This window comes from Curtobacterium sp. PhB78 (assembly GCF_003751685.1).
Taxonomy (GTDB): Bacteria; Actinomycetota; Actinomycetes; order Actinomycetales; family Microbacteriaceae; genus Curtobacterium.
Genome location: NZ_RKIA01000001.1, coordinates 403,905 through 428,336 on the forward strand (window position 1 = coordinate 403,905; position 24,432 = coordinate 428,336).

Annotated in this window: 32 protein-coding genes; 18 read left to right on the plus strand and 14 right to left on the minus strand. The window is 71.4% G+C overall.

The window, feature by feature from the left end; all coding sequences use genetic code 11:
• Both EDF53_RS19130 and EDF53_RS02000 read right to left on the minus strand, forming a co-directional pair.
• Positions 1-153, minus strand: coding sequence for a hypothetical protein (locus EDF53_RS19130; RefSeq protein WP_185020906.1), 153 nt, complete (start codon positions 151-153; stop codon positions 1-3).
• Positions 154-169: 16 nt separating this feature from the next.
• Positions 170-601, minus strand: coding sequence for a GNAT family N-acetyltransferase (locus EDF53_RS02000; RefSeq protein WP_173169263.1), 432 nt, complete (start codon positions 599-601; stop codon positions 170-172).
• Positions 602-664: 63 nt separating this feature from the next.
• On the opposite strand from EDF53_RS02000, the gene EDF53_RS02005 reads away from it, so the two are divergent.
• A complete protein-coding gene (locus EDF53_RS02005; RefSeq protein WP_123292325.1) occupies positions 665-1,234 on the plus strand; it encodes a uridine kinase in 570 nt (189 codons plus the stop codon).
• Positions 1,235-1,258: 24 nt separating this feature from the next.
• On the opposite strand, the gene EDF53_RS02010 is transcribed toward EDF53_RS02005, so the two are convergent.
• The 3 genes from EDF53_RS02010 to EDF53_RS02020 are packed head-to-tail and all read right to left on the minus strand — an operon-like array spanning position 1,259 to position 2,664.
• Complete coding sequence (locus EDF53_RS02010) at positions 1,259-1,834, minus strand: HdeD family acid-resistance protein (RefSeq protein WP_185020907.1); 576 nt, start codon at positions 1,832-1,834, stop codon at positions 1,259-1,261.
• Between the two features lie 52 nt (positions 1,835-1,886).
• The gene (locus EDF53_RS02015; RefSeq protein WP_221181180.1) at positions 1,887-2,129 is read right to left on the minus strand and encodes a hypothetical protein; all 243 of its coding nucleotides are present in this window, start codon (positions 2,127-2,129) and stop codon (positions 1,887-1,889) included.
• A gap of 52 nt (positions 2,130-2,181) precedes the next feature.
• Positions 2,182-2,664 carry a MarR family winged helix-turn-helix transcriptional regulator gene (locus EDF53_RS02020; RefSeq protein WP_123292000.1) on the minus strand — a complete coding sequence of 161 codons (483 nt, stop codon included), beginning with the start codon at positions 2,662-2,664 and terminating at the stop codon, positions 2,182-2,184.
• A 61-nt stretch (positions 2,665-2,725) separates the two neighbouring features.
• Between EDF53_RS02020 and EDF53_RS02025 the strand changes: the two genes are divergently transcribed.
• The 3 genes from EDF53_RS02025 (at position 2,726) to EDF53_RS02035 (ending at position 5,198) form a co-directional block, all read left to right on the plus strand.
• Entirely contained in the window at positions 2,726-3,094 is a 369-nt protein-coding gene (locus EDF53_RS02025) for a VOC family protein (RefSeq protein ID WP_123292001.1), read from the plus strand.
• A gap of 192 nt (positions 3,095-3,286) precedes the next feature.
• Positions 3,287-4,690 (plus strand): LLM class flavin-dependent oxidoreductase, encoded by a 1,404-nt coding sequence (locus EDF53_RS02030; RefSeq protein ID WP_221181181.1) that lies wholly within the window; start codon positions 3,287-3,289, stop codon positions 4,688-4,690.
• Positions 4,691-4,694: 4 nt separating this feature from the next.
• Positions 4,695-5,198 (plus strand): GNAT family N-acetyltransferase, encoded by a 504-nt coding sequence (locus EDF53_RS02035; RefSeq protein WP_123292002.1) that lies wholly within the window; start codon positions 4,695-4,697, stop codon positions 5,196-5,198.
• Between the two features lie 4 nt (positions 5,199-5,202).
• Here EDF53_RS02035 and EDF53_RS02040 read toward each other — a convergent pair whose 3' ends face one another.
• Both EDF53_RS02040 and EDF53_RS02045 read right to left on the minus strand, forming a co-directional pair.
• Entirely contained in the window at positions 5,203-5,790 is a 588-nt protein-coding gene (locus tag EDF53_RS02040; protein WP_123292003.1) for a VOC family protein, read from the minus strand.
• Between the two features lie 117 nt (positions 5,791-5,907).
• Positions 5,908-6,663: an SGNH/GDSL hydrolase family protein gene (locus EDF53_RS02045; RefSeq protein ID WP_221181182.1), complete on the minus strand. Its 756-nt coding sequence runs from the start codon at positions 6,661-6,663 to the stop codon at positions 5,908-5,910.
• A gap of 173 nt (positions 6,664-6,836) precedes the next feature.
• Between EDF53_RS02045 and EDF53_RS02050 the strand changes: the two genes are divergently transcribed.
• The 6 genes from EDF53_RS02050 (at position 6,837) to EDF53_RS02075 (ending at position 14,025) form a co-directional block, all read left to right on the plus strand.
• A complete protein-coding gene (locus EDF53_RS02050; protein WP_123292004.1) occupies positions 6,837-8,396 on the plus strand; it encodes an NCS1 family nucleobase:cation symporter-1 in 1,560 nt (519 codons plus the stop codon).
• Positions 8,397-8,477: 81 nt separating this feature from the next.
• The gene (locus tag EDF53_RS02055) at positions 8,478-9,242 is read left to right on the plus strand and encodes an aspartate/glutamate racemase family protein (RefSeq protein WP_123292005.1); all 765 of its coding nucleotides are present in this window, start codon (positions 8,478-8,480) and stop codon (positions 9,240-9,242) included.
• Complete coding sequence (gene allB, locus EDF53_RS02060; RefSeq protein WP_123292006.1) at positions 9,239-10,663, plus strand: allantoinase AllB; 1,425 nt, start codon at positions 9,239-9,241, stop codon at positions 10,661-10,663. The genes EDF53_RS02055 and allB overlap by 4 nt, the downstream gene beginning before the upstream one ends.
• 43 nt (positions 10,664-10,706) lie before the next feature.
• The gene (locus EDF53_RS02065; protein ID WP_123292007.1) at positions 10,707-11,939 is read left to right on the plus strand and encodes an alanine--glyoxylate aminotransferase family protein; all 1,233 of its coding nucleotides are present in this window, start codon (positions 10,707-10,709) and stop codon (positions 11,937-11,939) included.
• Positions 11,936-13,195, plus strand: coding sequence for an allantoate amidohydrolase (locus tag EDF53_RS02070; RefSeq protein ID WP_123292008.1), 1,260 nt, complete (start codon positions 11,936-11,938; stop codon positions 13,193-13,195). The genes EDF53_RS02065 and EDF53_RS02070 overlap by 4 nt, the downstream gene beginning before the upstream one ends.
• Complete coding sequence (locus tag EDF53_RS02075) at positions 13,192-14,025, plus strand: MurR/RpiR family transcriptional regulator (protein ID WP_123292009.1); 834 nt, start codon at positions 13,192-13,194, stop codon at positions 14,023-14,025. The genes EDF53_RS02070 and EDF53_RS02075 overlap by 4 nt, the downstream gene beginning before the upstream one ends.
• Here the strand turns inward: EDF53_RS02075 and EDF53_RS02080 are convergent.
• Positions 13,992-14,507, minus strand: coding sequence for an SRPBCC family protein (locus EDF53_RS02080; protein WP_123292010.1), 516 nt, complete (start codon positions 14,505-14,507; stop codon positions 13,992-13,994). The two genes, EDF53_RS02075 and EDF53_RS02080, sit on opposite strands and share 34 nt — an antisense overlap.
• Entirely contained in the window at positions 14,504-15,079 is a 576-nt protein-coding gene (locus tag EDF53_RS02085; RefSeq protein ID WP_123292011.1) for a GNAT family N-acetyltransferase, read from the minus strand. The genes EDF53_RS02080 and EDF53_RS02085 overlap by 4 nt, the downstream gene beginning before the upstream one ends.
• Before the next feature lie 44 nt (positions 15,080-15,123).
• Between EDF53_RS02085 and EDF53_RS02090 the strand changes: the two genes are divergently transcribed.
• A complete protein-coding gene (locus EDF53_RS02090; RefSeq protein ID WP_123292012.1) occupies positions 15,124-16,161 on the plus strand; it encodes a dipeptidase in 1,038 nt (345 codons plus the stop codon).
• 53 nt (positions 16,162-16,214) lie between these two features.
• On the opposite strand, the gene EDF53_RS02095 is transcribed toward EDF53_RS02090, so the two are convergent.
• Positions 16,215-16,886: a DUF899 family protein gene (locus EDF53_RS02095; protein WP_123292329.1), complete on the minus strand. Its 672-nt coding sequence runs from the start codon at positions 16,884-16,886 to the stop codon at positions 16,215-16,217.
• Positions 16,887-17,052: 166 nt separating this feature from the next.
• Here EDF53_RS02095 and cysK point away from each other — a divergent pair, with 166 nt between their 5' ends.
• Both cysK and epsC read left to right on the plus strand, forming a co-directional pair.
• Complete coding sequence (cysK, locus tag EDF53_RS02100; protein ID WP_123292013.1) at positions 17,053-17,991, plus strand: cysteine synthase A; 939 nt, start codon at positions 17,053-17,055, stop codon at positions 17,989-17,991.
• Entirely contained in the window at positions 17,988-18,572 is a 585-nt protein-coding gene (gene epsC / locus EDF53_RS02105) for a serine O-acetyltransferase EpsC (protein WP_243692431.1), read from the plus strand. The genes cysK and epsC overlap by 4 nt, the downstream gene beginning before the upstream one ends.
• A 64-nt stretch (positions 18,573-18,636) precedes the next feature.
• Here epsC and EDF53_RS02110 read toward each other — a convergent pair whose 3' ends face one another.
• Positions 18,637-18,936 (minus strand): excalibur calcium-binding domain-containing protein, encoded by a 300-nt coding sequence (locus EDF53_RS02110; RefSeq protein WP_260215186.1) that lies wholly within the window; start codon positions 18,934-18,936, stop codon positions 18,637-18,639.
• Between the two features lie 155 nt (positions 18,937-19,091).
• Between EDF53_RS02110 and EDF53_RS02115 the strand changes: the two genes are divergently transcribed.
• Positions 19,092-19,466, plus strand: a complete 375-nt coding sequence (locus EDF53_RS02115) for an MmcQ/YjbR family DNA-binding protein (protein WP_123292015.1) — start codon at positions 19,092-19,094, stop codon at positions 19,464-19,466.
• Here the strand turns inward: EDF53_RS02115 and EDF53_RS02120 are convergent, their stop codons facing one another.
• Entirely contained in the window at positions 19,467-20,132 is a 666-nt protein-coding gene (locus tag EDF53_RS02120) for an MOSC domain-containing protein (protein ID WP_123292016.1), read from the minus strand.
• A gap of 103 nt (positions 20,133-20,235) precedes the next feature.
• Here EDF53_RS02120 and EDF53_RS19135 point away from each other — a divergent pair, with 103 nt between their 5' ends.
• The 4 genes from EDF53_RS19135 to EDF53_RS02135 are packed head-to-tail and all read left to right on the plus strand — an operon-like array spanning position 20,236 to position 21,910.
• A complete protein-coding gene (locus tag EDF53_RS19135; protein WP_165901117.1) occupies positions 20,236-20,406 on the plus strand; it encodes a hypothetical protein in 171 nt (56 codons plus the stop codon).
• A 9-nt stretch (positions 20,407-20,415) separates the two neighbouring features.
• Positions 20,416-20,970, plus strand: coding sequence for an RNA polymerase sigma factor (locus EDF53_RS02125; RefSeq protein ID WP_111084365.1), 555 nt, complete (start codon positions 20,416-20,418; stop codon positions 20,968-20,970).
• Positions 20,967-21,605, plus strand: a complete 639-nt coding sequence (locus EDF53_RS02130) for a hypothetical protein (RefSeq protein WP_148058249.1) — start codon at positions 20,967-20,969, stop codon at positions 21,603-21,605. The genes EDF53_RS02125 and EDF53_RS02130 overlap by 4 nt, the downstream gene beginning before the upstream one ends.
• Positions 21,602-21,910, plus strand: a complete 309-nt coding sequence (locus EDF53_RS02135) for a hypothetical protein (protein WP_123292018.1) — start codon at positions 21,602-21,604, stop codon at positions 21,908-21,910. Before EDF53_RS02130 ends, EDF53_RS02135 begins: the two co-directional genes overlap by 4 nt.
• Before the next feature lie 166 nt (positions 21,911-22,076).
• On the opposite strand, the gene EDF53_RS02140 is transcribed toward EDF53_RS02135, so the two are convergent.
• Positions 22,077-23,243 (minus strand): low temperature requirement protein A, encoded by a 1,167-nt coding sequence (locus EDF53_RS02140; protein WP_123292019.1) that lies wholly within the window; start codon positions 23,241-23,243, stop codon positions 22,077-22,079.
• Positions 23,244-23,335: 92 nt separating this feature from the next.
• Positions 23,336-24,226 carry a phospholipase gene (locus EDF53_RS02145; protein ID WP_123292020.1) on the minus strand — a complete coding sequence of 297 codons (891 nt, stop codon included), beginning with the start codon at positions 24,224-24,226 and terminating at the stop codon, positions 23,336-23,338.
• Positions 24,227-24,432: the final 206 nt, after the last annotated feature.

Sequence of the window (24,432 nt, forward strand, 5' to 3'; positions counted from 1 at the left end):
TCAGGGGCGGTACTCGTCCCGAGGCTTCGTGGATCGGGTAGGTGGCTGGGCCGGGGCGGTGGCACCGCCGGAACCGGTGGCGCTCAGTACGGCGGCCAGGTACTGCAGCGTGGTCAGCACCACCCGGCCGATGGATCGCAGGACGTGGCTCATGCGTCGAACCTACCGTTCAGACGTGACGATGCGTCATGAAGACGTCGACGTCGTCCTCGGTGTCCACGACGAAACCGTGCCGTTCGTAGAGCCGGCGTGCGGGGCTTCCCTGCAACACGTTGAGTCGGGTTGCGCCCGTGTGGGAGTCGGACAGGACGGTCCGGAGCACTGTGGACCCGATGCCGCGCCCCTGGATGTCCGGCGCGAGGTAGAAGTGCTCGACCCAGCGGGTGTCGTCGTCGATCCGTGTGGCGATCGAGCCGACATCGCGGCCGTCGACCACGACGACACGGGTGTGCTCGGGCGCGAAGGCATCACGCATCCGCCCGCGGACCCGGACCGCGTCGAAGCGGCCGAGACGCTCCAGGTCGGCACGGAGGACCTGTGCACGCAGCTCGACGAGCCACTCGATGTCCTCGGGGATGCTGTTCCGCAGTGTGACGTCCACCCGTCGAGCCTAGGAGTCGTCGGCGCGGATCCCGTGCTGGTGATCGGCTCGTACGCTGGTCCGATGGATCAGCACGGTGTCATCGACCTCGTGGCGGCACGCCGCGCCTCGGCCGGGCACGCCATCGTCGTCGGCATCTCGGGGTACTGCGGCTCCGGGAAGTCCACGCTGGCGCGCAGTCTGGCCGGGAACGTGCCGGGCGCGGTGCGGATCCGTGGAGACGACTTCCTCGATCCGGAGCGGTCCCACCGGCGGTCGGCCGACTGGGACGGTGTCGATCGGGAGCGTCTGATGTCGTCCGTCCTCGAACCGCACCGGACGGGGCGAGCGAGCACGTTCCAGCGGTTCGACTGGTCGGTCCGGGCGCTCGGTCCCGCGGAGCCACTGCCGACGACGGACGTCGTGGTCGTCGACCTCATCGGCCTCTTCCACCCCGACGCGATGCCGCACATCGACGTGGCGGTCTGGTGCGACGTGGACCTCGACACCGCCGCTCGTCGCGGCATGGCCCGCGACCGCCGGCTCGGACGTGACCACGACGACCTGTGGCGGGATGTGTGGATCCCCAACGAACGCGACTTCGAAGTGCAGTTCGCCCCGATGGACGCTGCCGACGTCTTCTTCGATGGGTGACGGACCCCTGCGCAGGAGCTGCGGTCAGGCCGCTCGTCCGGCGGTCGTGGCGGATCGGTCAGCGCGTCCGACGGTGACCCCGAGGGCGATCTGCACGATGCCGAACAGGATCAGGAAGCCCGCGATGGCGACGACGGCCAGCGCTGCCCCGATGGACGGCAGGTTGATGACGAGTACGCCGATGACGATGCTGAGCACCGCGGCGCCGATCGTCAGGGCACGGTTCGTCGGTGTCGGGGCGTAGAGCAGGGTGATGCCCTCAACCAGCCAGGCGAAGCCGATCACGAACGCGATCCACCGCACCCCGACCGGCGGGGCGACGAGCGCCACGATGCCCCCGGCGAGGATCAGCGCACCGAGGACGACCAAGCCGACGCGGCGGCCGGTGCCGATCCCGCGGGCGAACGCACGGACGATCATCGACAGGCCGGACACCAGCAGGTAGATGCCGAACACCCACGCGACCGCGAACAGCGTCGCGTGCGGGAGCACGAGTGAGGCGACACCGACGAGGACCGCCACGATGCCGACGATCAGCAGCGCGGTCCGTAGTCGTCGATCCCCGCCGACGTCGGTGACGACGTCGTCCTCCAGCGCCATGGTGTCCGCCCTTCCCTGAGAGGATCTGGTCCTGCGCGCTTCTGCGTCAGGGCTACTCCTCGGAACCGCCCGTGTCCGGTGCCGATACGGACGCATCGGTCCGCGCGGGGTCGGTGCGGCGTGGCGGACGCGCTGGCCACGTGACGAGCAGCAGCACCGCGAGCGGGCCGAACAGCAGCGTCAGGAGGAACCAGGTCCACGCCGATCGGTTCCGGGTCCGGGCGTACCCGCCGGCGAGCATCGCGACGCTGAGCCAGAGGCTCGACAGGTACAGGCCGGTGAAGTCCTCGTGCACGAACGGTTCCCTTCCAGAGATACATCAATACCGGTCGAAGGGTAGCGCGTCGTCAGACCGTGTCGGCCTCGTCGTCGCTGGTGCGGCGGAGTGAGCGCACCATGCTGCGCAATGCTCCCCGCGCCACCGCCTGCTGCTCGTCGGACAGTCCGCCGAGCATCCGGACCTCGACGCCGCGGACAGCCGCGCTCGCGAGCTCGAGGCTCGCCCGGCCGCTCGCCGTCAACCGCGTCGGGAGCGCCTTGCCCACCGGTGCCTCGGTGGCCCGCGTCACGAAGCCGTCCCGTTCCAGGGCCTGCAACAGCACGTTCATCGACTGCCGCGTGACGAAGGCGCCGCGTGCGAGCTCGGAGTTCGACAGCCCGGGCCGCTGTGCCAGGAGTTCGAGGCACGAGTAGTGCGTCATCGTCATGCCGAGCGGGCGCAGCACGGCCTCCATCGCAGCGCGGAGCGCGCTCGCGGCTTCCTTGAGCAGGTATCCGAGGGACGTCTCGAGGTAGATGACGTCGCTGCTGTCGGTGCCGTCTTGACTCATGTCAGGAGTCTGACATAGGTTGTGCCGTGTCAGAAAACTGACACAACCGAAGGAGCACCACATGCCCGTCACCGGCCCCGACTTCATCTCCCTGCAGACCCGCGACCTGGCGGCGTCGCAGGCGTTCTACGAGCAGTACCTCGGTCTCGTCCGCTCCCAGGCCGGCCCGCCACACGCCGTCGTCTTCGAGACGACGCCCATCGCCTTCGCGCTGCGGGACGTCGTCCCCGGCACCGACCTCGACGCGGTCTCTCAGCCGGGCATCGGCGCGGCGATCTGGCTGCACGCGACCGACGTGCAGGCCATCCACGACGCCCTGGTGGCCGACGGCCACACGATCGTGTCGGCACCGATCGACGGCCCGTTCGGCCGGACGTTCACGTTCGCCGACCCGGACGGCTACCAGGTCACGCTCCACGACCGCGCCTGAGTCGTGGGCAGCGCACAGCCGCACAACCAAAGTGCATCCGAGCAGGGTGAATCCCCGGTTCCGGACGACTTTGGTTGTGCGGGACGGACCGGCACCGGCAACGGCACACGCAGCAGCACCTACCGACAGTCGGCCGTCACGCTTCGTCACGATGGATGACGGACGCAGACCCCGCACGTAGCGTCGCCAAGCGTGACCAGCAGCAGCGAACCCCGGCAGATCCGCTTCAACGCGTTCGACATGAACTGCGTCGCCCACCAGTCCTCCGGGCTGTGGCGGCACCCGCGCGACCGATCGCGGGACTACCGCGACCTGACGTACTGGACGGACCTGGCGAAGACGCTCGAGGGCGGCGCGTTCGACGGCATCTTCATCGCCGACGTGCTGGGCACGTACGACGTGTACGGCGACTCGAACGAGGCCGCACTCCGCACGGGCTCGCAAGTGCCGGTCAACGACCCGATCCTGCTGGTGTCGGCGATGGCGTCGGTGACCGAGCACCTCGGCTTCGGGATCACGGCGGGCACGGCGTACGAGCACCCGTACCCGTTCGCCCGGCGGATCTCCACGCTCGACCACCTGACCAAGGGGCGCGTCGGCTGGAACGTCGTCACCGGCTACCTGCCGAGCGCCGCGCGCAACATGGGCCAGACCGACCAGCTGTCGCACGACGACCGGTACGACGTGGCCGACGAGTACCTCGAGGTCCTCTACAAGCTGTGGGAGGGCTCGTGGGAGGACGACGCGGTCGTCGCCGACCGCGCGTCCGGCGTCTTCACCGACCCGGCGAAGGTGCACCCGATCGAGCACCACGGCAAGCACTTCGACGTGCCGGGCATCCACCTGTCCGAGCCGTCGGTGCAGCGTTCGCCCGTCATCTACCAGGCGGGCGCGTCGCCGCGCGGCATCCGCTTCGCAGCGGAGAACGCCGAAGCCGTCTTCGTGGGCGCACCGACCGTCGAGCAGCTCGCGTCGACCGTCGCGAAGGTCCGTGACGGCCTGGAGGCAGCTGGTCGCGACCGCTACGCCGCTCGCGTCTACACACTGCTCACCGTGATCACGGACGCCACCGACGAGCTGGCCCAGGCGAAGTACGAGGACTACCTGTCGTACGCGTCGGAGCTCGGTGCCCTGGTGCTCAACTCCGGCTGGATGGGCGTCGACCTGTCGCAGTGGGACCTCGACGAGCCCCTCGGTGACGTCGAGTCGAACGCGATCCAGTCGGCTGCGGCCAACATCGCGGCGGCGACCGGCGAGGACGGCAGCTCGTGGACGATCCGCGACCTCGCCCGGCACACCGCGATCGGCGGACTCGGGCCGGTCGCCGTCGGCGGGGGAGCGACCATCGCCGACCGCCTGCAGGAGATCCAGGAGCTCACCGACGTCGACGGCTTCAACTTGGCGTACGCGGTGACGCCGGGCACGTGGGAGGACGTCATCGAGTTCGTCATCCCCGAACTCCGGGCGCGCGGGGCGTACCCGACCGGCTACGAGCCCGGTTCGCTGCGGCACAAGCTGCACGGCCGCGGTGACCGGCTGCCCGACGAGCACCGTGGGGCGTCGTTCAGGATCGGCAGCAGCGCGGTCGTAGGCTGACCGGGTGATCGAACCGTCCGTGTCCGTGCGTCCAGCGGCCCCGGACGAGGTGTCGGCCTGTGTCGACCTGTGGGTCGCAGCGGTCGCGGCACGGGACGGCGTTCCGGAGTCCGACGCGGTGCGAGCCCGCGCGGCGTCGAAGTTCGCCGTACCGCGCGTCGCACTGCTCGTCGCTGCCGGAACGGCCGGTGCGATCGACGGTTTCGCGCTCGTGACGGCGCCGGGGTCCGGACGGTCGACCGACCCGTCCGACGCCGCCTACCTGTCGCTGCTCGCCGTCCGCCCGGACGTGCAGGCGCGGGGTGTCGGGCGTGCGCTCCTGGCCGCGTCGGTCGACGCGGCGTCGGCGGCGGGACACCCCGCGGTGGTCCTGCACGCACTCGCCGGCAACGAGCGAGCGCTGCGGCTCTACGAAGCCGGCGGGTTCCGGGCGGACGGGGTCGAGTTCCCGCACGCCCTGACGGGCGGGCCGACGCGGACGTACATCGCGACGGCCCCGGCGCGCTGAACGGTCAGACGCGCCACTTCGGTCGCGGGGCGTGGTCCTCGTACGACTGCCGACTCGGGTAGGTGATCAGCTCGATCGTCGATCCCCACGGCGTTCCGACGTACACGAACCGGTTGCCGAACCCACCCTCGTTGCCGCCGAGGTCACGCGGGTCGGCGTACCGCTGGCCGCCCGCCGTCTCGATGTGCGACAGCGCGTGGTCGATGTCGTCGACGTAGAACGCCACGTGCTGCCAGCCGAGGTCGCTCGCGCGGACGGCCGGGCGCTGGTCGGGGCCGTGGTACTCGAAGAGCTCGAGTCCCGGCCCGTTCGGCAGCGCGAGCATACGCAGTGCCCCCTGGGCCATGGTCTTCGGGATGCCGAGGCGCCGCTGGACGTCGGGTTCACCGCGGAGCGGTTCGCTCCGGAGGAACCGGTCGTACAGGGGGACGGCGTCGAGTCCCAGGACGAAGAAGTCGGTGGCCTGGTCGATGTCGGGCACGGTGAGGCCGATGTGGTCGATGCCGTGTGCGGTGCTGGGGGTGCCCGTCGGGGTTGTGACGGTTGCAGGACGTGTCGCGGTGGTGCCGGATGGGCGTGGCGCAGTGTGCATGGTGCCGTCTCCCCTGAGTTCGGCTCGGACGTGGATCACCCGAGTAGAACGGCTGCGCGCGGGGGAGGACAAGCTGAGCGCGGGACGCGTGCGGAGAACCGCCGCGATCGTGCGTGATCAATCGACGGGCGTCCACGCCGGGTACGTTGCCGAGCGTCCGTCGCCCGAGGACCGCCGGGTGACACGGCGCTGCACCCAGGGCAGGACGTGCTCGCGGTAGTAGCGGAGTTCCTCGGAGAGTCGGGGGCGACCGATCTGTTCGGACGCCGGCTCGATCGGTGCCGGTCCGTCCTGGATCGCGTGCAGGGCGAGGTCCGCGACGCGCTGGTGGCCGGTGTCGTTCATGTGCAGCCGGTCCTCTGACCAGAACTCCGCACGGCGCAGGTGCGGGTCACGGGACACGTCGACGAAGGGCAGGTCGTACCGCCGGGCGAGGTCGGCGAGGGCGTCGGCCCAGGCGTCGCCGCGCGCGTTGATGAGGCGTCCGAGGGGGAGCCGGGCGCTCGGGTCGGCGGGGCTGAGCAGCGCCAGCCGGACCCCGCGGCCCAGGACCGTGTCGACCGCCGCTTCGAGTGGTGCGATGAGGGCGCGGGCGTCGAACCGTGGCCGCAGCAGGTCGTTGCCGCCCGCGCAGAACGTGATCAGCGTCGGTGCGGGGTCGAGTGCGAGAGCCGCGTCGAGCTGCTCTCCGAGGACCCCGGCGAGCAGGCGCCCGCGGACCGCGAGGTTGGCGTACCGGACGTCTGCGTCGTGCACTCGGGCCATGCCGCTCGCGAGTCGACCGGTCCAGCCGGGGAACGGTACGGCGCCGGCGTCGCCGATGCCCTCCGAGAAGCTGTCGCCGATCGCGACGTAACGGATGGTGTCGGGCATGCGGCCATCATCGTGCACATGTCTGTGCACGTTCTGGTGTGGAACGAGCGTTTCAGGACAGCGACCACGACACACGACCGTTACACGAGGGAAACGGCGGGCGCGAAGAGGCTCCCTAACTTCTGTGGTGGAGGCGATCACCGCCTCCCCACCCCACTCCCTCGGAGGACGCCATGGCTACCGATCTCGTGACACCCGTCGCAGCGCCCCACGCCCCCACCACGACCGCCGCACCCGCTGGTGCCGGCGTCGTCAAGCCCGGGTACGACCCGGCGCTCACGAACGAGGACCTCGCCCCGCTGCGCAAGCAGAGCTGGACGAGCTACAACTTCTTCGCCTTCTGGATGTCCGACGTGCACTCGGTCGGCGGCTACGTCACCGCCGGGTCGCTCTTCGCACTCGGCATCGCGAGCTGGCAGGTGCTCATCGCCCTGGTGGTCGGCATCCTGATCGTGCAGGTCTTCGCCAACCTCGTCGCCAAGCCGTCGCAGCGCACCGGCGTGCCCTACCCGGTCATCAACCGTGCGGTGTTCGGGGTGCTCGGGGCGAACGTGCCCGCGATCATCCGCGGGCTGATCGCGATGGCCTGGTACGGCGTGCAGACGTTCCTCGCCGCGCAGTCGCTCAACATCATCTTCCTGAAGTTCATCCCCGCCTCGGCCGGGCTGCTCGACCACTCGTTCCTGGGGCTGTCAGCGCTCGGGTGGATCTCGTACGCGATCCTGTGGGTCGCGCAGGGGGCCCTGTTCTGGATGGGCATGGAGGCCATCAAGAAGTTCATCGACTGGGCGGGCCCGGCGGTGTACGTCGTGATGATCGCGCTGGCGATCTACCTCGTCAGCCAGGCCGGCATCGGCAACATCTCGTTCACGCTGTCGGTGGGGGAGCCGCTCTCGTTCGGCGCGTCGATCCCGGTCATGCTCTCCGCGGTCGCCCTGGTGGTCAGCTACTTCTCCGGCCCGATGCTCAACTTCGGTGACTTCTCGCGCTACGGCAAGTCCTTCGCAGCGGTCAAGCGGGGCAACTTCTGGGGCCTGCCGATCAACTTCCTGTTCTTCTCGGTGCTCACCGTGCTGTGCGCGAGTGCGACCGTGCCGGTGTTCGGCAAGCTCATCACCGACCCGATCGAGACCGTGCAGGCGATCGGCGCCCCGTTCGCGATCCTGCTCGGCGGCCTGACCTTCGTCACGGCGACGGTCGGCATCAACATCGTCGCGAACTTCATCAGCCCCGCGTTCGACTTCTCGAACGTCGCTCCGCGCAAGATCTCGTGGCGAGCCGGCGGCATGATCGCCGCGGTCGGCTCCGTGCTGCTGACCCCGTGGAACTGGTACGGCAACGACCAGGCCATCCTGTACACGCTCGGGGTGCTCGGCGCCCTCATCGGCCCGCTGTTCGGCATCCTGATCGCCGGGTACTACATCGTCGGGAAGCAGCGCATCGCCGTCGACGACATGTACACGAAGGACACCTCGGCCCGGTACTGGTACCGCGGCGGCTTCAACCCGAACGCCATCGGTACCCTCGTCGTCACCGGGGTGGTCTCGGTCGCCAGTGCGGTGCTCCCGCCCGCGCTCGGGATCCTGCCGGGGCTGAACAACTACAGCTGGTTCATCGGCTGCGGCCTGGGGCTCGTGGTCTTCTGGGGACTCGAGCGGGTCCGGCCGAGCATGCCGGAGCTCGCCTCGGACGACCCGACGGTCGACGACGGCGCCGCCGTCGGACGAGCCTGAGACGCCGCAGCGACACCGCACCACCAGCGACACCGCACCACCAGCGACACCCGCACCGCCCGCACCACCGGAAGGACCCCGATGCGCATCCGCGTCGTCAACCCGAACACCACCGCCTCGATGACCCGCTCGATCGGCGTCGCCGCCACCGCGGTCGCCGGCCCGGGCACCATCGTCGAGGCGGTGAACCCCACGATGGGCCCGGCGTCGATCGAGAGCCACTACGAAGAGGCGCTCGCGGTGCCGGGGCTCCTCGAGCAGATCGCGCTCGGGGAGCAGGACGGCGTGGACGCCTACGTCGTCGCCTGCTTCGGTGACCCGGGCCTCGACGCCGCGCGGGAGCTCGCCTCCGGGCCGGTCATCGGGATCGCCGAGGCGGGCTTCCACGCAGCGGCGATGCTCGGGCGCCGGTTCGGCGTCGTGACGACCCTGGCGCGGACGACCGGACGGGCCCACGAGCTCGCCGAGCGCTACGGCTTCGCGTCGCTCGTCACCGAGATCCGGGCGTGCGAGGTCGCGGTGCTCGAGCTCGACGACCCCGCTTCGGGCGCACGCGCCCTGGTGATCGAGGAGTGCCGGGCCGTCATCGCCGGCGGAGCCGACGCGGTCGTGCTCGGCTGCGCGGGGATGGCGGACTTCTGCGCCGAGGTCTCGCGGGCGATCGGGGCACCGGTCGTCGACGGCGTCGCCGCGGCGACCGTGCTCGCCGAGTCGCTCGTGCGGCTCGGGCTCTCGACGGGCAAGCACGGCGAGTACGCCACCCCGCCGACGAAGGCGATGTCGGGTCTGCTGGCGGGCTTCGAACGCCAGCCGGCGGCGGGCGCGACGGTCGGGGCGGGCGCATGACGGGCCTCCCGGCCGACGGCAGCACCGGGTCCCGCACCGACGTCGACACCGACACCGTCGCGGACCTCGTCCTGCGCGCAGATCGCGCCTGGATCGACGGAGGCTTCCGGCCCGCAGCGGTCGTCGTGCGCGACGGCCGCGTCGACGGCGTCCTGCCGGTCGACGCCGAGGTCCGGACGCTCGACGACCGCACCGTGCCGGACGACCAGGTCCTGCTGCCCGGCCTCGTCGACACCCACGTGCACGTCAACGAACCCGGACGCACCGAGTGGGAGGGGTTCGCGTCCGCGACCCGGGCCGCCGCACTCGGCGGGGTCACGACCATCATCGACATGCCGCTCAACTCGATCCCCGCGACGACGACGGTCGAGGCGCTCGCCGTGAAGCGCGCGAGTGCCGAGGGGCGGGTCGCCGTCGACGTCGGGTTCTGGGGCGGAGCCGTGCCGGACAACGCCGGCTCGCTCGGCGCACTGCACGACGCGGGCGTCTTCGGGTTCAAGTGCTTCACCGCGCCGTCCGGGGTCGACGAGTTCCCGCACCTGGACGCCGACCAACTGCGCGCCGCGATCGAGGAGGTCGCCCGGATCGACGCCCTGCTCATCGTGCACGCCGAGGACCCCGAGTTCCTGGTCGACCACGCCGCGCTCGGCGGCCACTACGAGGACTTCCTCGCCACCCGCCCGGTCGACGCCGAGCGGTCTGCCATCGCGCGGGTCATCGACGGCGCACGGGCCACCGGCGCGCGGGTCCACATCCTGCACCTGTCCGACGCCGGAGCGATCCCGATGATCCGCGCCGCGAAGGACGACGGCGTCCGGATCACGGTCGAGACCTGCCCGCACTACCTGTCGTTCGAAGCGGGGTCCATCCCCGACGGCGCGACCGAGTACAAGTGCTGCCCGCCGATCCGTGACGACGCGAACCGTGACGCCCTGTGGGCCGGCGTGCTCGACGGCACGATCGACATGATCGTGTCGGACCACTCGCCGTCGACCGCCGACCTCAAGGTCGACGACTGGGGACTCGCCTGGGGCGGGATCGCCGGCCTGCAGGTCGGCTTCCGAGCCGTCTGGACCGAGGCCCTCCGCCGCGGCATCCCGCTCGAGGTGCTGTTGCCACTGTTCACGACCGGTCCGGCAGCACTCGTCGGCTTCCCCGACCGCGGGGTCATCGCCCCCGGCGCGCTGGCCCACTTCGCCGTGTTCGACCCGTCCGCCACTGCGGTCATCGACGTGGCCGGCCTGGCACACCGCAACCCGGTCTCCGCGTTCGCCGGCCTGGAGGCCCGTGGCCGCGTCACCGAGACCTGGCTGCGCGGGCGCGTGGTGGCGTCCACCGCGTGCGGCGTCACCGCCGTCGAGGGGCAGCTCGTCGCGGCTCCCGTGACCGCGGATGCCCGGGTCACCGAAACACGTCTGTAACGATCGTTCCGGTACGCTCGTGACCGGAACGGAAGGACCAACCATGCACCCCGTGAACCCGCCAGCCCGCCTCCTCATGGGCCCCGGCCCGATCACCGCCGACCCGCGTGTGCTCCGCGCCCTGTCGACCCCGCTCGTCGGGCAGTACGACCCGTGGATGACCTCCGCCATGAACGACACCCAGGAGCTCTACCGCGGTGTGTTCGGCACCACGAACGACGCCACCGTGCTCGTCGACGGCACCTCGCGCGCCGGGATCGAGGCGGTGCTCGTGTCGCTCCTCGCACCCGGGGATCGCGTGCTCGTGCCGGTGTTCGGCCGGTTCGGGCACCTGCTCGCCGAGATCGCCGGCCGTGCCGGGGCCGAGGTCCACACCATCGAGACCGCGTGGGGTCAGGTGTTCACGCCGTCCGCGATCGAGGACGCCATCGTCCGTGTCCGGCCGAAGGTGCTGGCGATCGTGCAGGGCGACACCTCCACCACGATGAACCAGCCGCTCGACGAACTGGGCGCGATCTGCGAGCGGCACGGCGTGCTGTTCTACACCGACGCCACGGCGACCGTCGGCGGCAACCCGCTCGAGGTCGACGCCTGGGGCATCGACGCCGTCAGTGCCGGCCTGCAGAAGTGCCTCGGCGGGCCGTCCGGCAGCGCGCCGGTCACCGTCTCGCCGCGTGCGACCGCCGTGCTCGACGAGCGCCGCAGCGTCGAGGCGGGCATCCGCGAACCCGGTGACGACGTCGCCGACGAGCCGATCCGCTCGAACTACCTCGACCTCGCGATGATCCTGGACTACTGGGGTCCGCGGCGGCTGAACCACCACACCGAGGCCGCGTCGATGCTCTACGCCGCCAACGAGTGCGCCCGCATCCTGCTCGACGAAGGGCGCGAGCAGGCGATCGCTCGGCACGAAGTCGCGGGCCGCGCGATGCTGCAAGGTGTCCAGGCGCTCGGGCTCGGCGTGTTCGGTGACGTCGCACACAAGATGCACAACGTCGTCGCGGTGGAGATCCCGTCCGACGTCGTCGGCGACCAGGTCCGTGGTTCGATGCTCGACGACCACGGCATCGAGATCGGCACCTCGTTCGGACCGCTGCACGGCAAGGTCTGGCGCATCGGCACCATGGGCTACAACGCCCGCAAGGACACCGTCGTGACGACCCTCGCCGCCCTCGAGCACGCGCTCCGCCGGGCGGGGCACGCCGTCCCGCACGGCGGTGGGGTCGACGCCGCCCTCGACGTCTTCGCCGGTGCGCCGGTCGGGGTGCTGGCGTGAGCGCGGCCCCGGTCGTGACCGCCACCGCCCTGGGCACCGCCGACGCCGAGCTCGTGGCGCGCTGGTGCGACGAGCTGGCCCTGGTCACCGAGGAGACCGGCCGGATCACCCGCGTATACCTGTCGCCCGAGCACGCCCGCGTCAACGGGATCGTCGCCGGGTGGATGCAGGACGCCGGACTCACCACCTGGAAGGACGCCGCCGGCAACCTGCACGGACGGGTCGACGGCGCGGCACCCGACGCCCCCGTGCTGCTGCTCGGCTCGCACCTCGACACCGTGGTGGACGCCGGCCGCTACGACGGGATCGTCGGGGTCCTGATGGCCATCCGCACCGCTGCGCGACTGACGGCCGCGGGACCGCTGCCCGTCGCGCTCGAGGTCATCGCGTTCTCCGACGAAGAGGGGACCCGCTTCGGCAAGGCCCTGCTCGGGTCGTCCGCCGTCGCCGGGGTGTGGGACGAGTCCTGGTGGGACCTGGCGGACGGCGACGGCGTGACCCTGCGCGAGGCCTTCACCCGGTTCGGGCTCGACCCGGCCCGGGTGGGTGACGCGGCGGCCGACCCGACGACGCTCGCCGGGTACCTCGAGGCGCACATCGAACAGGGTCCGTACCTCGAGCAGGCCGGTCAGGCCCTCGGCGTCGTCACGAGCATCGCGAGCGCCCGACGGTTCTCGGTCGAGGCCGTGGGCGAGGCCCGGCACGCGGGCGGCACCCCCTACGAGCGCCGCCACGACGCGCTGCTCGCCGCGGCCGAGGCCGCCTTGGCCGTCGAGCGGATCTGCCGGGCGTCGCACCACGTCGGCACCGTCGGCACGATGACCGTCGAACCGGGCGCGGTGAACGTGGTCCCCGGCCTCGCACGGTTCTCGGTGGACCTGCGCGGCGAGTTCGACGACGGCCGCGACGCGGTGTGGGACGAGCTCACGAAGGCGTTCTCGCTGATCGGGGAACGACGCGGGGTCAGCGTCACGCCGACCGAGGTGCACCGCGCGCCGGCGGTGTTCTGCGCGCCGCGGCTGATGGACGCCGTCCGCGCCGGCATCGAGTCGACGGGCGAGGCCGCGCCGATGGAGCTGTTCTCGCGGGCCGGACACGACGCCATGTCGCTCGGGCTCGTCACCGACGTCGCGATGCTGTTCCTGCGCAACCCGGACGGTATCAGCCACCACCCGGACGAGTTCGTCTCGACGCCCGACATCGCGCTCGGGCTCGACGCGCTCGCCGTCGCGGTGGAGCGGGTGGCCCGGGCATGAGCACCGCCGGACCGGACGTCCGCGCTCGCATCGACTCCGTCTGGGAGCAGCTCTCGCCCGCAGAACGACGCGTCGCCGCGATGGTCCGGCACGACCCGGAACTCCTGCTCGTCGGCACCTCGGCCGAGCTCGCCGCCGAGTCGGGCACATCGAAGGCCACGGTGTCCCGGCTCGTCCGGTCGCTCGGGTTCCAGGACGCGGCCGAGGTCCGGCAGAACCTGATGTCCGCACGCGGGTCCGGCCTGCCGTGGGTCGCGGAAGACGCCGCCCACGTCGACCAGCGCGCCGTCGAGGCCCGCAACCTCGACGCGGCCTTCGCCTCGCTGGCCCGTGCCGATCGTCCGCGACTCGCTCGCCGCATCGTCCGCGCTCATCGCGTGCTCGTGTTCGGGGAGCGCGGCGCCTACCCGGTGGCGCTGCAGCTCCGCGCGCAGCTCGCCCAGGTCCGCTCCGACGTCCGGGTCGGTCCGGCACCGGGGCAGCGGCTCGGCGAAGAGGTCGCCGACCTCGACCGCCGTGACCTCGTCGTCCTGGTGACCGTGCGTCGGCACACTGCCGGCGTCGACCGGATCGTGCGGCACTGCGTGTCGACCGGCGCCGACGTCGTCGTGCTGGGCGATCCGACCGCAGCCGTCATCGCGGCACCGGCGAACACCGCGATCCTGTGCCCGGTCGACTCACCGGCGGCGTTCGACTCGATGGCGGCCTTGTTCGCGGTCGTCGCGGCCATCGCGAACGACGTGTACGAAGCTTCGGGACCGGCCGGCCGCGCGCGGGTCGACGCGGTGGCGAGTGCCTACGACGCGCTGGGGGAGCTCGCAGCGCCCTGACCGTCGGGGCCGTCGGGGCCGTCGCGGCCGTCGGCGTGCAGCTCGGTGGCGAGCGACGCGTTGCGCTCACGGATGAGCCGCGGCAGGTAGCGCTCGAGGGCGACGACCTCGGCCAGACGACCGAGCGGGCCGAACGGTGCGCGGAACGTGATGGTGTCGACCATGCGCGTGCCGCCGGCCGACGGCTCGAACCGGTGCTCGTGGTGGAAGCGGGCGAACGGCCCACGCACCTGTTCGTCGACGAACCGGTGCGGGGCCTCCAGAGCAGTGATCCGACTCGTCATCCGCCAGACGATCCCGAAGTGCCGCGCGCGCCAGGTGACGGACTCGCCCAGGCCGATCGTGCCGGACGTCGTGCCGGCGACGGCGCGTTCGTCGGTCGCAGCCATCGACCGCTCGTGCGCGCCGATGTCGAGCGACAGCGCGAACGCGCGCTCGGGCGGTGCCGCGAGCTCGGTCACCACGCGGAACGTCACCGTCACGAGGCCGGCCAGACCGTTCCGGCCGAGCGGTCGTCGTCGACGAGCACCGCGGCGAGCAGTTCGTCGTGCCGGACGCCGTGGTGCAGGACCGCCGAGCGCCGTCGGCCTTCGTACCGCATGCCCAGTCGCTGGGCCACCGCGATCGAGCCGGTGTTCTCGGCCTTCGCCCGCCATTGCACCCGGACGAGTCCGAGTCCCTGCGGAGCCGGTGCGAACGCCCACTGCAGCACCCGCTCGGCCGCTTCGGTCACCAGGCCCTGACCACGGGCGTCCGGGTGCGTCGCGTACCCGATCTCGGCACCGCCACCGTCGATGCCGAAGAGCCCGACCGTGCCGAGCAGGCGCGGGTCACCGGCGCGACGGATACCGAACTCGTAGCGGGTGCCCGTCGCCCAGCCCTCCTGCACCACCGCGGTGAGCCACTGGTGCGCCTCGGCGTGCCCGTACGGCTCGGGCATCGCGATGAACGTGACGACGTCCGGGTCGTTCGCGTAGGCGATGACGTTCTCGGTGTCGGCGGGCACCGGCACGGAGAGCACCAGGCGATCGGTCCGGAGGGTGACGGGGTCCACGTGCCGAGCCTAGCCACGGGGCCGTGCGCGGTAGCGTCGGGGGCATGACGTTCGACGCGATCCCGTTCCCGGTCATCGACGGCCACAACGACCTGCCGTGGGAGCGCCGCGAGACCCACGACTCCGGGGTCGAGGGCATCGACACCGAGGTCGACTCGCTGCACACCGACCTGCCGAAGCTCCGCGCCGGTGGGGTCGTCGGCCAGTTCTGGTCGGTCTTCGTGCCCGTCGACGAACCGGACCCGGTGCGGACGACGCTGCAGCAGATCGACCTGGCGCACCGGATCATCGAGCGGTACCCGGAGTCGCTCGTACTGGCCCGGACGGCGGCCGAGGTCCGGGCGGCGGTCGAGTCCGGCCGGATCGCGTCGCTGCTCGGCGCCGAGGGCGGGCACTCCATCGGCGACGACCTGGCGGTGCTCCGCGACTTCGCCCGACTCGGCGTCCGCTACATGACGCTCACGCACAACGACGACACCCCCTGGGCCGACTCGGCGACGGGCTCGCGTCCGCACGACGGGCTGACCGATCGCGGCCGCCAGGTGGTGGCCGAGATGGAGCGGATCGGCATGCTCGTCGACCTGTCGCACACCGCACCGGCCACCATGCGGGACACCCTCGACGTCGCCACGCAGCCCGTCGTCTTCAGCCACTCGTCCACCGTCGCCGTCGACGACCACCCGCGCAACGTGCCGGACGACGTGCTCGCCCGGTTGTCGGACAACGGCGGCATCGTGATGATCACGTTCGTGCCGAAGTTCGTCTCCCGCGACTGGGCGGACTGGGAGGACGCCGGCTCGGTGGGGGAGCCGCCGCTCGTGACGGTGTCGGACGTCGCCGACCACGTCGAGCACGCCCGCGACCTCGCCGGCGCAGCGCACATCGGCCTCGGCGGGGACTACGACGGCACCCCGGTGCTGCCGCCGGACCTGCGAGACGTGTCGCGGTACCCGGTGCTCGCGGCCGAGCTGCAGCGGCGCGGGTGGGGAGCGGATGACCTGCGGGCGCTCGCCGGGGGCAACGTGCTGCGGGTGCTCGAAGCGACTGACGAGCGGTTCGCGCGGACGGCGTTCCTGCGCTGAGACATCGTCAATAGGTCCACAAGCTGCGGACCAATCGAGATGGAGCGCCGGAGTCAGCCGTAGGTGGGGTACTGCGGCCAGCCCTCGGGGCTGTCCTCCCAGTCCTGCTGGCGGCCGTACGCGGTGCGGTCCATGATGTGCGCGACGGGCAGGATCGCCTCGGTCCCACGCGATCCGGTGGCGTACGTCAGGTAGGGCACGCCGTCGCGCAGCAGGTAGTACGAGTAGCCCGGCACCGGACCGTCGTAGTCGTCGTGGTGCAGGGTCCACCCCCAGTCGTCGTGGTAGCTCGTGGCACCCGACGACACCCACCGGTGCGGCCAGCCGCGCAGCTCCCGCCAGCGCTCGAGCTTCTCGATCGGAGCCTGCGAGACCATGGCGAACGCGATGCCCTCGTCGTCGAGCCGACCCGTGTTCGCCGGCAGGTTGTCCACGGCCCAGGTGCAGCTCGGGCAGCCGTCGTCCCAGTCGGGCGCGAACATCACGTTCTGCACGAGGAGCAGGTAGCGGCCGTCGAACAGCTCGGAGAGCCGGACCGGGCCGTCGGCGCCCTGGAACTCGTAGTCCTCCACCTGGACCATCGGGAGTCGTCGGCGGGCAGCGGACACACGGTCGCCGTGCCGGGTGAGTTCCTTCTCGTCGCGGACCTGGGTGGCGAGTGCCTCGTCGAACGCGGCACGGTCGACCACGGGCGGTGCGACCTCGGGTTGCTGCAGCTTGGACATGGCGACCTCCTCGTCGTTGCCCGGCACCGTACGCCCAGGTGGGCCACACGGCAACGGGGGCCCGACGCCGTGGACAGGACCACCTGGGGTCCGGTCGCTAGGATCGGGCGCACACCGCGCCTCCAGGAAGAGCGATGCGCGACCTGACCCGATGAGGACGGACCGGATGAGCGGCACGATCTACGACAACATCTCCCAGGCGTTCGGCAACACCCCGCTCGTCAAGCTGAACCGGCTGCCGAAGGCGGGCGGCGCCGAGGTGCTGGCCAAGCTCGAGTTCTACAACCCCGGCGCCAGCGTGAAGGACCGCCTCGGCGTCGCGATCATCGACGCGGCCGAGCAGTCCGGCGACCTGCAGCCGGGCGGCACCATCGTCGAGGGGTCGTCGGGCAACACCGGCATCGCCCTCGCGCTCGTCGGTGCGGCCCGCGGGTACAAGGTGATCATCACGATGCCGGAGACGATGAGCGTCGAGCGTCGTGCAGTGATGCGCGCCTACGGTGCCGAGATCGTGCTCACCCCCGGTCCCGAGGGCATGAAGGGCGCGGTCGAACGCGCCGCCGCGATCGTCGACGAGACGCCCGGCGCGATCCTCGCCCACCAGTTCGAGACCGCCGCGAACGCCGCGATCCACCGGAAGACCACCGCTGAGGAGATCCTGCGCGACACCGAGGAGCACGTCGACGTGTTCGTCGCCGGCGTCGGGACCGGTGGCACGATCACGGGTGTCGGCCAGGTGCTCAAGGAGCGCGTGCCCGGCGTGCAGATCGTCGCGGTCGAGCCGAAGGACTCCCCGCTCCTGACCGAGGGCAAGGCCGGACCGCACAAGATCGCGGGCATCGGTGCGAACTTCATCCCCGAGGTCCTCGACCAGTCCGTCATCGACGAGGTGTTCGACGTCGAGCTCGACGACGCCCTGCGTGTGGCGCGGGCGCTCGCGACCGACGAGGGCATCCTCGCCGGCATCTCGTCCGGCGCGATCATCCACGCCGCGCTCGAGATCGCAGCGCGACCCGAGAACGCCGGCAAGCGCGTCGTCGCGATCGTCTGCGACACCGGGGAGCGCTACCTGTCGACGGTGCTCTTCGAGGGACTCACTGCGTGAGTCGTTCCGTCCGACGAGGCGTGCTGCGGACGGTCCGGGAGGACCTGGCCGCAGCACGCCGCGGCGACCCCGCCGCCCGTGGTGACCTCGAGAACGCGATCGTCTACTCCGGGCTGCACGCCATCTGGACCTACCGCGTGACGCACCGGCTCTGGCTCGCCAGGGGCCTGCCCGGATCGCGGTTCGTCGCACGGGTCATCGGCCAGGCAGCACGGTCGGTGACGGGCATCGAGATCCACCCTGGCGCCCGCATCGGCCGTCGGTTCTTCATCGACCACGGCATGGGCGTCGTGATCGGGGAGACCGCGGTGATCGGGGACGACGTCGTGCTGTTCCACGGGGTGACCCTGGGCGGGCGCGGTGGCGACCACGGCCCAGGGGCCCGCCGGCATCCGGTCGTCGGCGACCGCGTCGTGCTCGGCGCGGGATCGTCCCTCATCGGGGCGATCAGCATCGGGCAGGACTCCGTCGTCGGTGCGAACACCGTGGTGACGAAGGACGTCCCCGCGGGGTCGGTCGTCACCGGGGTCGCCGGGACCGCCCGCCCGAGGTCCGGGCACGAGGGCGTCCCGACGCTCTGAACGCCCCGCCGGATCGACGGGGCGTTCGAGGGTCAGCGGTTCGGTGCGTCAGCGCGTCAGCGCCTCAGCTCTTCTCGCAGGCGATGCCGTCCTTGTCGCGGTCGAGCTTCGCGTTCGCCTTGTACAGGGCGTCGTCCTTCTTCACCGTGCCCTTGAGCGCACGGGTCGTGGTCTTGCCGCCGGAGACCACCTTGTTCTTCGTGACGGAATTCTTCGCGATGCCGCCCGAGTACACCTTGTGCACCGCGGTGCAGTTGGCGTAGGTCTTCGGGGCGGCCTGCGCGGTCGAGGCCCCACCGACGACGACGGTGGTGGCGAGGACTGCGGTGGCGGCGGCGATGCCGAGGGTACGGATGATGCGCACGGGTTCCCCCTGGAACGAGTGGGTGATCGCCGGAGCGACCGCCGCGTCGGGTACGCGGCGACCTGATCCTACGATGTGAACGACGCTCATGACATGCCCCCGAACAGGTCCGGTCCGCGAGCCGCGGTGTCGGGCGTCTGGGGCATGCTGGGTGCATGGACGGCGCGCAGTTGCACGAGATCGCGAGTCGCACCGCGATGGGCCTGCCCGCGGTGTTCGAGACCGAGCCCTTCGGCGAGGGCGCCCTGGTCTACAAGGTCGTCGACAAGATGTTCGTCATGACGAGCGAGCTCCGTGGTGTGCCGATCGTCAACCTGAAGTGCGCGCCACCGCACGGGGCAGCACTCGTCCGCGACCACGCCGAGATCACACCGGGGTGGCACATGAACAAGCGGCACTGGATCACGCTCGCTCCCGGTGACGGCATCGACGAGACCCTGGTCGAGGACCTCGTCGCGAACGCCTACGACCTGGTCGTCGCCGGGTTGCCCCGAGCGAAGCGGCCCCTCGACCCGACGCGCGGCGACTGATCAGGAGCTGGCGGCTGCCGAGGAGCTGGCGGCTGCCGAGGACCGGGCGAGCACCTTCGAGACGTCGCGGACGACCTTCGGCGCGAGTCGCTCCCCGGACTCGAGCACGGCACGGGCACGCTCGGGGGTCAGCCCCGCGAAGACCTCGCCGATCGTCACGCCGTGCTCCGGCCGGTACGTCACGACGACCGGGTCGCCTGCTGCCACCGGGCCAGACTTCACGACCCGCAGGTACGCGCCCGGACGGCCTTCCTCGGTGAACCGCCGGACCCACTTGTCGACGCCCATCCGGCGCGCGAACGTGCCGCACGGGATCCGCGGGATCGTCACCTCGAGCTCCAGCGTCTCGCCGATGCGCCACCGCTCGCCCGTCACGGCCCCGGTGACGTCGACACCCGTCGTCCGCAGGTTCTCGCCGAACAGGCCCGGCGGGATCTCGCGCTCCAGCGACGCGGCGAAGTACGCGGCGTCCTCGTCGGCGTAGGCGTACACGGCCTGGTCCTCGCCGCCGTGATGCTTCCGGTCGGCTTGGACGTCGGCGTACAGCCCGAGCGGTCGGACCCGGACCCTGCCGTCGACCGGACGCTTGTCGATGGCGGTGACGCCGATCGTGCCGGAGTCGGGTAGCAGGCGGTCGACGCGGCAGACGGCGGTGACGAGCGACATGCCACAACTCTGGCGCAAGTGTGACGAGAAGTGTGACGATCCGCCGGTTCGGTGCGTCACACCGGTGAGGGACCATGCCCGGTGGTCCGACCGAGGAGTTCCCATGCTCGACGACGACATCGTTGCCGTCCGCCTGACCTCACATGGCAGGCACGCACCGACGCACGGGTTGGTGCAGGCCCGGATCCGTTCGCTCAGCTCCCGACCGGTCGGCCCGCTGCGGGTCGTCCCCGTCCGCAAGCGCGTCCAGCGGAACACCATCCACCACCAGTAGAAGGAAAGCGTGCACCACCAGTCCCTCGCCGAGCTCGACGACGCGGTCCTCGCCGGCCGGTCGTCCGATGGCGACGTCCGGGCCTTCGAGGTCCTGATCCGCCGCTACACACCGCTCCTGCGCGCCTACGCCCGTCGGACCCTGGGATCGACCGACGAACTCGACGACGTCGTGCAGGAGACCTTCATCACCGCGTGGGACCGCCTGGACCGGCTCGAGGACCACGCCAAGGTGAAGTCCTGGCTGATGCGGATCCTCAGCCGGAAGTGCCTGGACCGCATCCGGGCCCGACGGTTCCACGACGACGTCACCGAACTCGAGGTCGCCGCACCCGCCGACGACGCCCCCGACCGGGTCGCCGAGGCCCGCTCGCGTGAGGAAGCGGCGGAGACGGCGCTCGCTGAACTGCCCGAAGCCCAACGACGCTGCTGGATCATGAAGGAGGTGCTCGAGTACAGCTACGACGACATCGCCGCAGAACTCGACCTGCCGCCCTCGACGGTCCGCGGACTCCTGTCCCGAGCGAGGAAGAACATGATCCGACTCATGGAGGGATGGCGATGAGCGACCTCGACGCACTCGAACTCGACGACCTCGACGGCCACTCCATCGACGAGCTCGCCGACTACCTGGACGCCGGCATGCAGCCGCCGGACCCCAGCATCGACGGCTCACCCGCGTGCCAGAACGCCCTCGCGGCGATCCTGCGGGTGCGGCACGCGTCGCTCGGCTCCCTCGAGGCCGCCGCCCGCGACGAGGCCCCGGCCGACGAGTCGTGGATCGGCGGCGTGCTCGCCAACATCTCGTTGGAGTCCCGCTCCGGACGGGACGTCCCACTCCGCGCGCAGTCCGAGTCGGAGCGCCCGGTGATGACCGAGGGAGCCATCCGATCGCTCATCCGCCGGACCGGCGACGGTGTTCCCGGCGTCCTCGTCGCCCGGTGCCGGCTCGAGGGCGACGTCACCGAACTCGCCGCACCGATCCGCGTGGTCGTCGAGGTCGCGATCATGTCGGGTCCGTCGATCGTCGCGACGGCGGACCTGGTCCGGACCGGGGTCGCCCAGGCGCTCGCCGAGCAGACCGACCTGGTCGTCGAGTCGATCGACGTGGTGGTCCGCGACCTGCTCGAACCGCAGCCCGACGCCGACGACCCGCACACCGACACCGGCACCGAGATCGACACCGAGGGGACCCGATGAGCACCACCGACGACACCCTCGCCGTGGTCGAACAGGCCGTGGTCGACGTCCCCGGCGTCGCCGACCTCTACCGTGCCCGCCCGACCGTGGCCAGCACGGTCAGCGCCGTCCGCGGCATGGCGTCCAGCACGGCCCCCGCCCGCGTCGTGGTCGACGACGGCGTCCTGCGGGTCGTCATCGGCACCGACGGACACCGCCCCGCGCCCGAGGTCGCCCGCGCCGTGCACGACGTCGCCCTGACGACGGCGTCGGCGCACGGCCTGGCGCTCACGCGGGTCGACGTGCGGGTCGCGCGGGTGGGGTGAACCCGGCTCGTCAACGCGACACAGTCCCGTCACCGTGCACGGACCGTCCCGCTGAAGCGACAGAATCCCGTGAACCGTTCGCAGGATTCTGTCGCTTCGGCGACGGCGGACGGGAGGCCCGTGGCGGCACCGCCACGGGCCTCCCGTCCGACCCCCGGTCGCGTCCTCAGCGCACGCGGCGCATCCCCGGCCGCCGCTTGGCGACCTCGAGCACCACGACGATCGCGGCGACGAGCAGCGCGGTCGCGACGAGGGAGACATCGGGCACCGCGATCGTCACGAGGATCGCGACGGCGAACACGACGACGATCGCGTTCCACCCGGCGGACAGCGACGGCCGGAGTGCGAGCGCCCAGATCGCGAGCACGAACAGCGCGACCGGGACGGCCACGGTCGCCGCGACCGTGGCGTGCGACAGGTCGGCCTCGCCCGCGTCCGCGCTGACCGCGACCTCGATCCCGGCCGGCAGTGCACCCGCAGCGGCGAAGACGAAGTAGTGGCCGTAGCCGAACACGAGCGCGCTCGGCAGGCTCCGGATGTGGTCGTGCTGCTCACGCGAGAAGTAGATCCACCACAGTCCGGCGACGATGACGAGCCCGGCGGCGGCCAGGACGAGCAGCGACGCGAGGTGGTCGGCCTGGGCGATGCCGTCGATGACCGCGTTCGCCGAGGCGACGAGTCCTTCGCCGAGCACGATGAGGGTGAACAGCGCGTACCGCTCGGCGATGTGGTGCGTGTGCCACGGCGTCGTCTCGCCCGCGCCCTCGGCGATCGGCGGGACGAGGACCTCGAGCAGGACGAGAACGGGGAACGCCCACGCCGTCGATCCCTGCGGCAGCGCGAGCATGCCGACCCAGAGCACCTGCACGACGACGATGCCCACGGCGTACCGGAGTGCGGTGCGGCGGTACCGCGGGGACGAGACGGCGACGCGGAGCCACTGCGCCACCATCGCCAGGCGCATCACGACGTAGCCGATCACCGGGACCGTGAAGTCGCCCTCGGTCATGGCGGCGTGCACCCCGGCGGCGAGCACGAGCACGCCGGCCATCTGCACGAACGTCGTGACGCGGTACAGCCAGTCGTCGGTGTCGAACGAGGTCGCGAACCAGCTGAAGTTCAGCCACGCCCACCAGATGGCGAAGAACACCATGGCGTACGCCACCACCGCGGAACTGACGTGCCCCTCGGTCTCGATCTCGTGCAGGTTGGTGGCGGCGAAGCCCACCGCGACGACGAACACCAGGTCGAACAGCAGTTCCAGGGGGCTCGCGGCACGGTGTCCCTCGGCGGGGTCGCGGGGCGCCATCCGGCGCAGTCCGATCGTCGTCACCCGGCATGCCTACAGGACGAACGGCCCCGGGCGGTACCCGGGGCCGTTCGATGTGCAGGCGCGTGGGCCAGCAGGTGGCCGGCCCACGCCGCTCAGTAGAAGTTGCTCGCCTGCGAGTGCGCCCACGCCGAGCACGGGGTGCCGTACGCGGCACTGATGTACTGCAGGCCCCACTTGATCTGGGTCGTGGCGTTGGTCTGCCAGTCGGAGCCGATGGTCGCCATCTTCGAACCGGGCAGCGCCTGCGGGATGCCGGTCGCCCCGCCGTTGGCGTTGACGGCCTGGTAGTTCCAGCCGGACTCCTTGGTCCACAGGTTGTCGAGGCACTGGAACTGGTCGGAGCCCCAGCCGTACTCGGACGACGCCAGCGAGGTCGCCGTCGCCTTGGCGCCTGCGACGGTGTTGCCCGCCGCCAGCTTCTGTGCGGCCTCCGCTGCTGCTGCGGCGGCCCGCTTCTCGGCGGCGGCCTTCGCGACGGCGGCCGCCTTCGCGTCGACGTCGCGCTTGTCCTGCGTGGCGCTGGCCTGCGCGACGTGCGCGGTCGACTCGACGGTCGACGAGATGCGCGTCGTGAGCGCGGCGCCGGACAGCTCCGGGTAGTCACTGAGCGCGTCGATGTGCTGCTCGAGCGAGGCCGTGTCGGTCTTGGTGTTCGCCGTCGTCATCACGGTCTTCGCGGTCGAGATGGTCGCCGCTGCCTGGGCACGGTCGAGGGCGGTGCCGCGCAGGGCGGGCTGGGCCGTCGCGGACGCACTCGCGGTACCGGTCGGCATGCCGAGCGCTTCGCCGATGGCCGGCTGGGTGCCGATCGTGAGGGCACCGCCGGCGACGGCGAGGACCGCGGCGCCGCCGACGATCAACGTCGCACGGTGTCGGAGCGCACGGTGGCGGAGGGCGCGGCGCACACGCCGGCTGGGGGAGTTCAGGGCCTCACGTCGGGTCGAGGCGGTGGTGGTGGGGAGGTCGGGGGTGTGTCCTGGCATCGGTTCCGGTGGTCGGGCGGTTCGTGGTGCGGGACTCCGGGCTGCGCGGCACGTCGGGGACGGTGAGCGATGCTGCGCGCGTCGAGGTGCGCGCAGCAGGGGGAGTCCGGCGAACCGGGGAGGACCGGACGGTGGTGTGGGGCCCGTCCGTCCGCCGCGACCGGCCCTGGGGAGGCCGCCGTCGGGCGAAGCCGACACGATGACTC

Coding starts and splice junctions, on each gene's coding strand:
- EDF53_RS19130 (WP_185020906.1), bottom strand. CDS start 153: ATGAGCCACGTCCTGCGATCCATCGGCCGGGTGGTGCTGACCACGCTG.
- EDF53_RS02005 (WP_123292325.1), top strand. CDS start 665: ATGGATCAGCACGGTGTCATCGACCTCGTGGCGGCACGCCGCGCCTCG.
- EDF53_RS02010 (WP_185020907.1), bottom strand. CDS start 1,834: ATGGCGCTGGAGGACGACGTCGTCACCGACGTCGGCGGGGATCGACGA.
- EDF53_RS02020 (WP_123292000.1), bottom strand. CDS start 2,664: ATGAGTCAAGACGGCACCGACAGCAGCGACGTCATCTACCTCGAGACG.
- EDF53_RS02025 (WP_123292001.1), top strand. CDS start 2,726: ATGCCCGTCACCGGCCCCGACTTCATCTCCCTGCAGACCCGCGACCTG.
- EDF53_RS02040 (WP_123292003.1), bottom strand. CDS start 5,790: ATGCACACTGCGCCACGCCCATCCGGCACCACCGCGACACGTCCTGCA.
- EDF53_RS02045 (WP_221181182.1), bottom strand. CDS start 6,663: ATGCCCGACACCATCCGTTACGTCGCGATCGGCGACAGCTTCTCGGAG.
- EDF53_RS02050 (WP_123292004.1), top strand. CDS start 6,837: ATGGCTACCGATCTCGTGACACCCGTCGCAGCGCCCCACGCCCCCACC.
- EDF53_RS02055 (WP_123292005.1), top strand. CDS start 8,478: ATGCGCATCCGCGTCGTCAACCCGAACACCACCGCCTCGATGACCCGC.
- allB (WP_123292006.1), top strand. CDS start 9,239: ATGACGGGCCTCCCGGCCGACGGCAGCACCGGGTCCCGCACCGACGTC.
- EDF53_RS02065 (WP_123292007.1), top strand. CDS start 10,707: ATGCACCCCGTGAACCCGCCAGCCCGCCTCCTCATGGGCCCCGGCCCG.
- EDF53_RS02075 (WP_123292009.1), top strand. CDS start 13,192: ATGAGCACCGCCGGACCGGACGTCCGCGCTCGCATCGACTCCGTCTGG.
- EDF53_RS02090 (WP_123292012.1), top strand. CDS start 15,124: ATGACGTTCGACGCGATCCCGTTCCCGGTCATCGACGGCCACAACGAC.
- EDF53_RS02095 (WP_123292329.1), bottom strand. CDS start 16,886: ATGTCCAAGCTGCAGCAACCCGAGGTCGCACCGCCCGTGGTCGACCGT.
- cysK (WP_123292013.1), top strand. CDS start 17,053: ATGAGCGGCACGATCTACGACAACATCTCCCAGGCGTTCGGCAACACC.
- EDF53_RS02115 (WP_123292015.1), top strand. CDS start 19,092: ATGGACGGCGCGCAGTTGCACGAGATCGCGAGTCGCACCGCGATGGGC.
- EDF53_RS02120 (WP_123292016.1), bottom strand. CDS start 20,132: ATGTCGCTCGTCACCGCCGTCTGCCGCGTCGACCGCCTGCTACCCGAC.
- EDF53_RS19135 (WP_165901117.1), top strand. CDS start 20,236: ATGCTCGACGACGACATCGTTGCCGTCCGCCTGACCTCACATGGCAGG.
- EDF53_RS02130 (WP_148058249.1), top strand. CDS start 20,967: ATGAGCGACCTCGACGCACTCGAACTCGACGACCTCGACGGCCACTCC.
- EDF53_RS02135 (WP_123292018.1), top strand. CDS start 21,602: ATGAGCACCACCGACGACACCCTCGCCGTGGTCGAACAGGCCGTGGTC.
- EDF53_RS02145 (WP_123292020.1), bottom strand. CDS start 24,226: ATGCCAGGACACACCCCCGACCTCCCCACCACCACCGCCTCGACCCGA.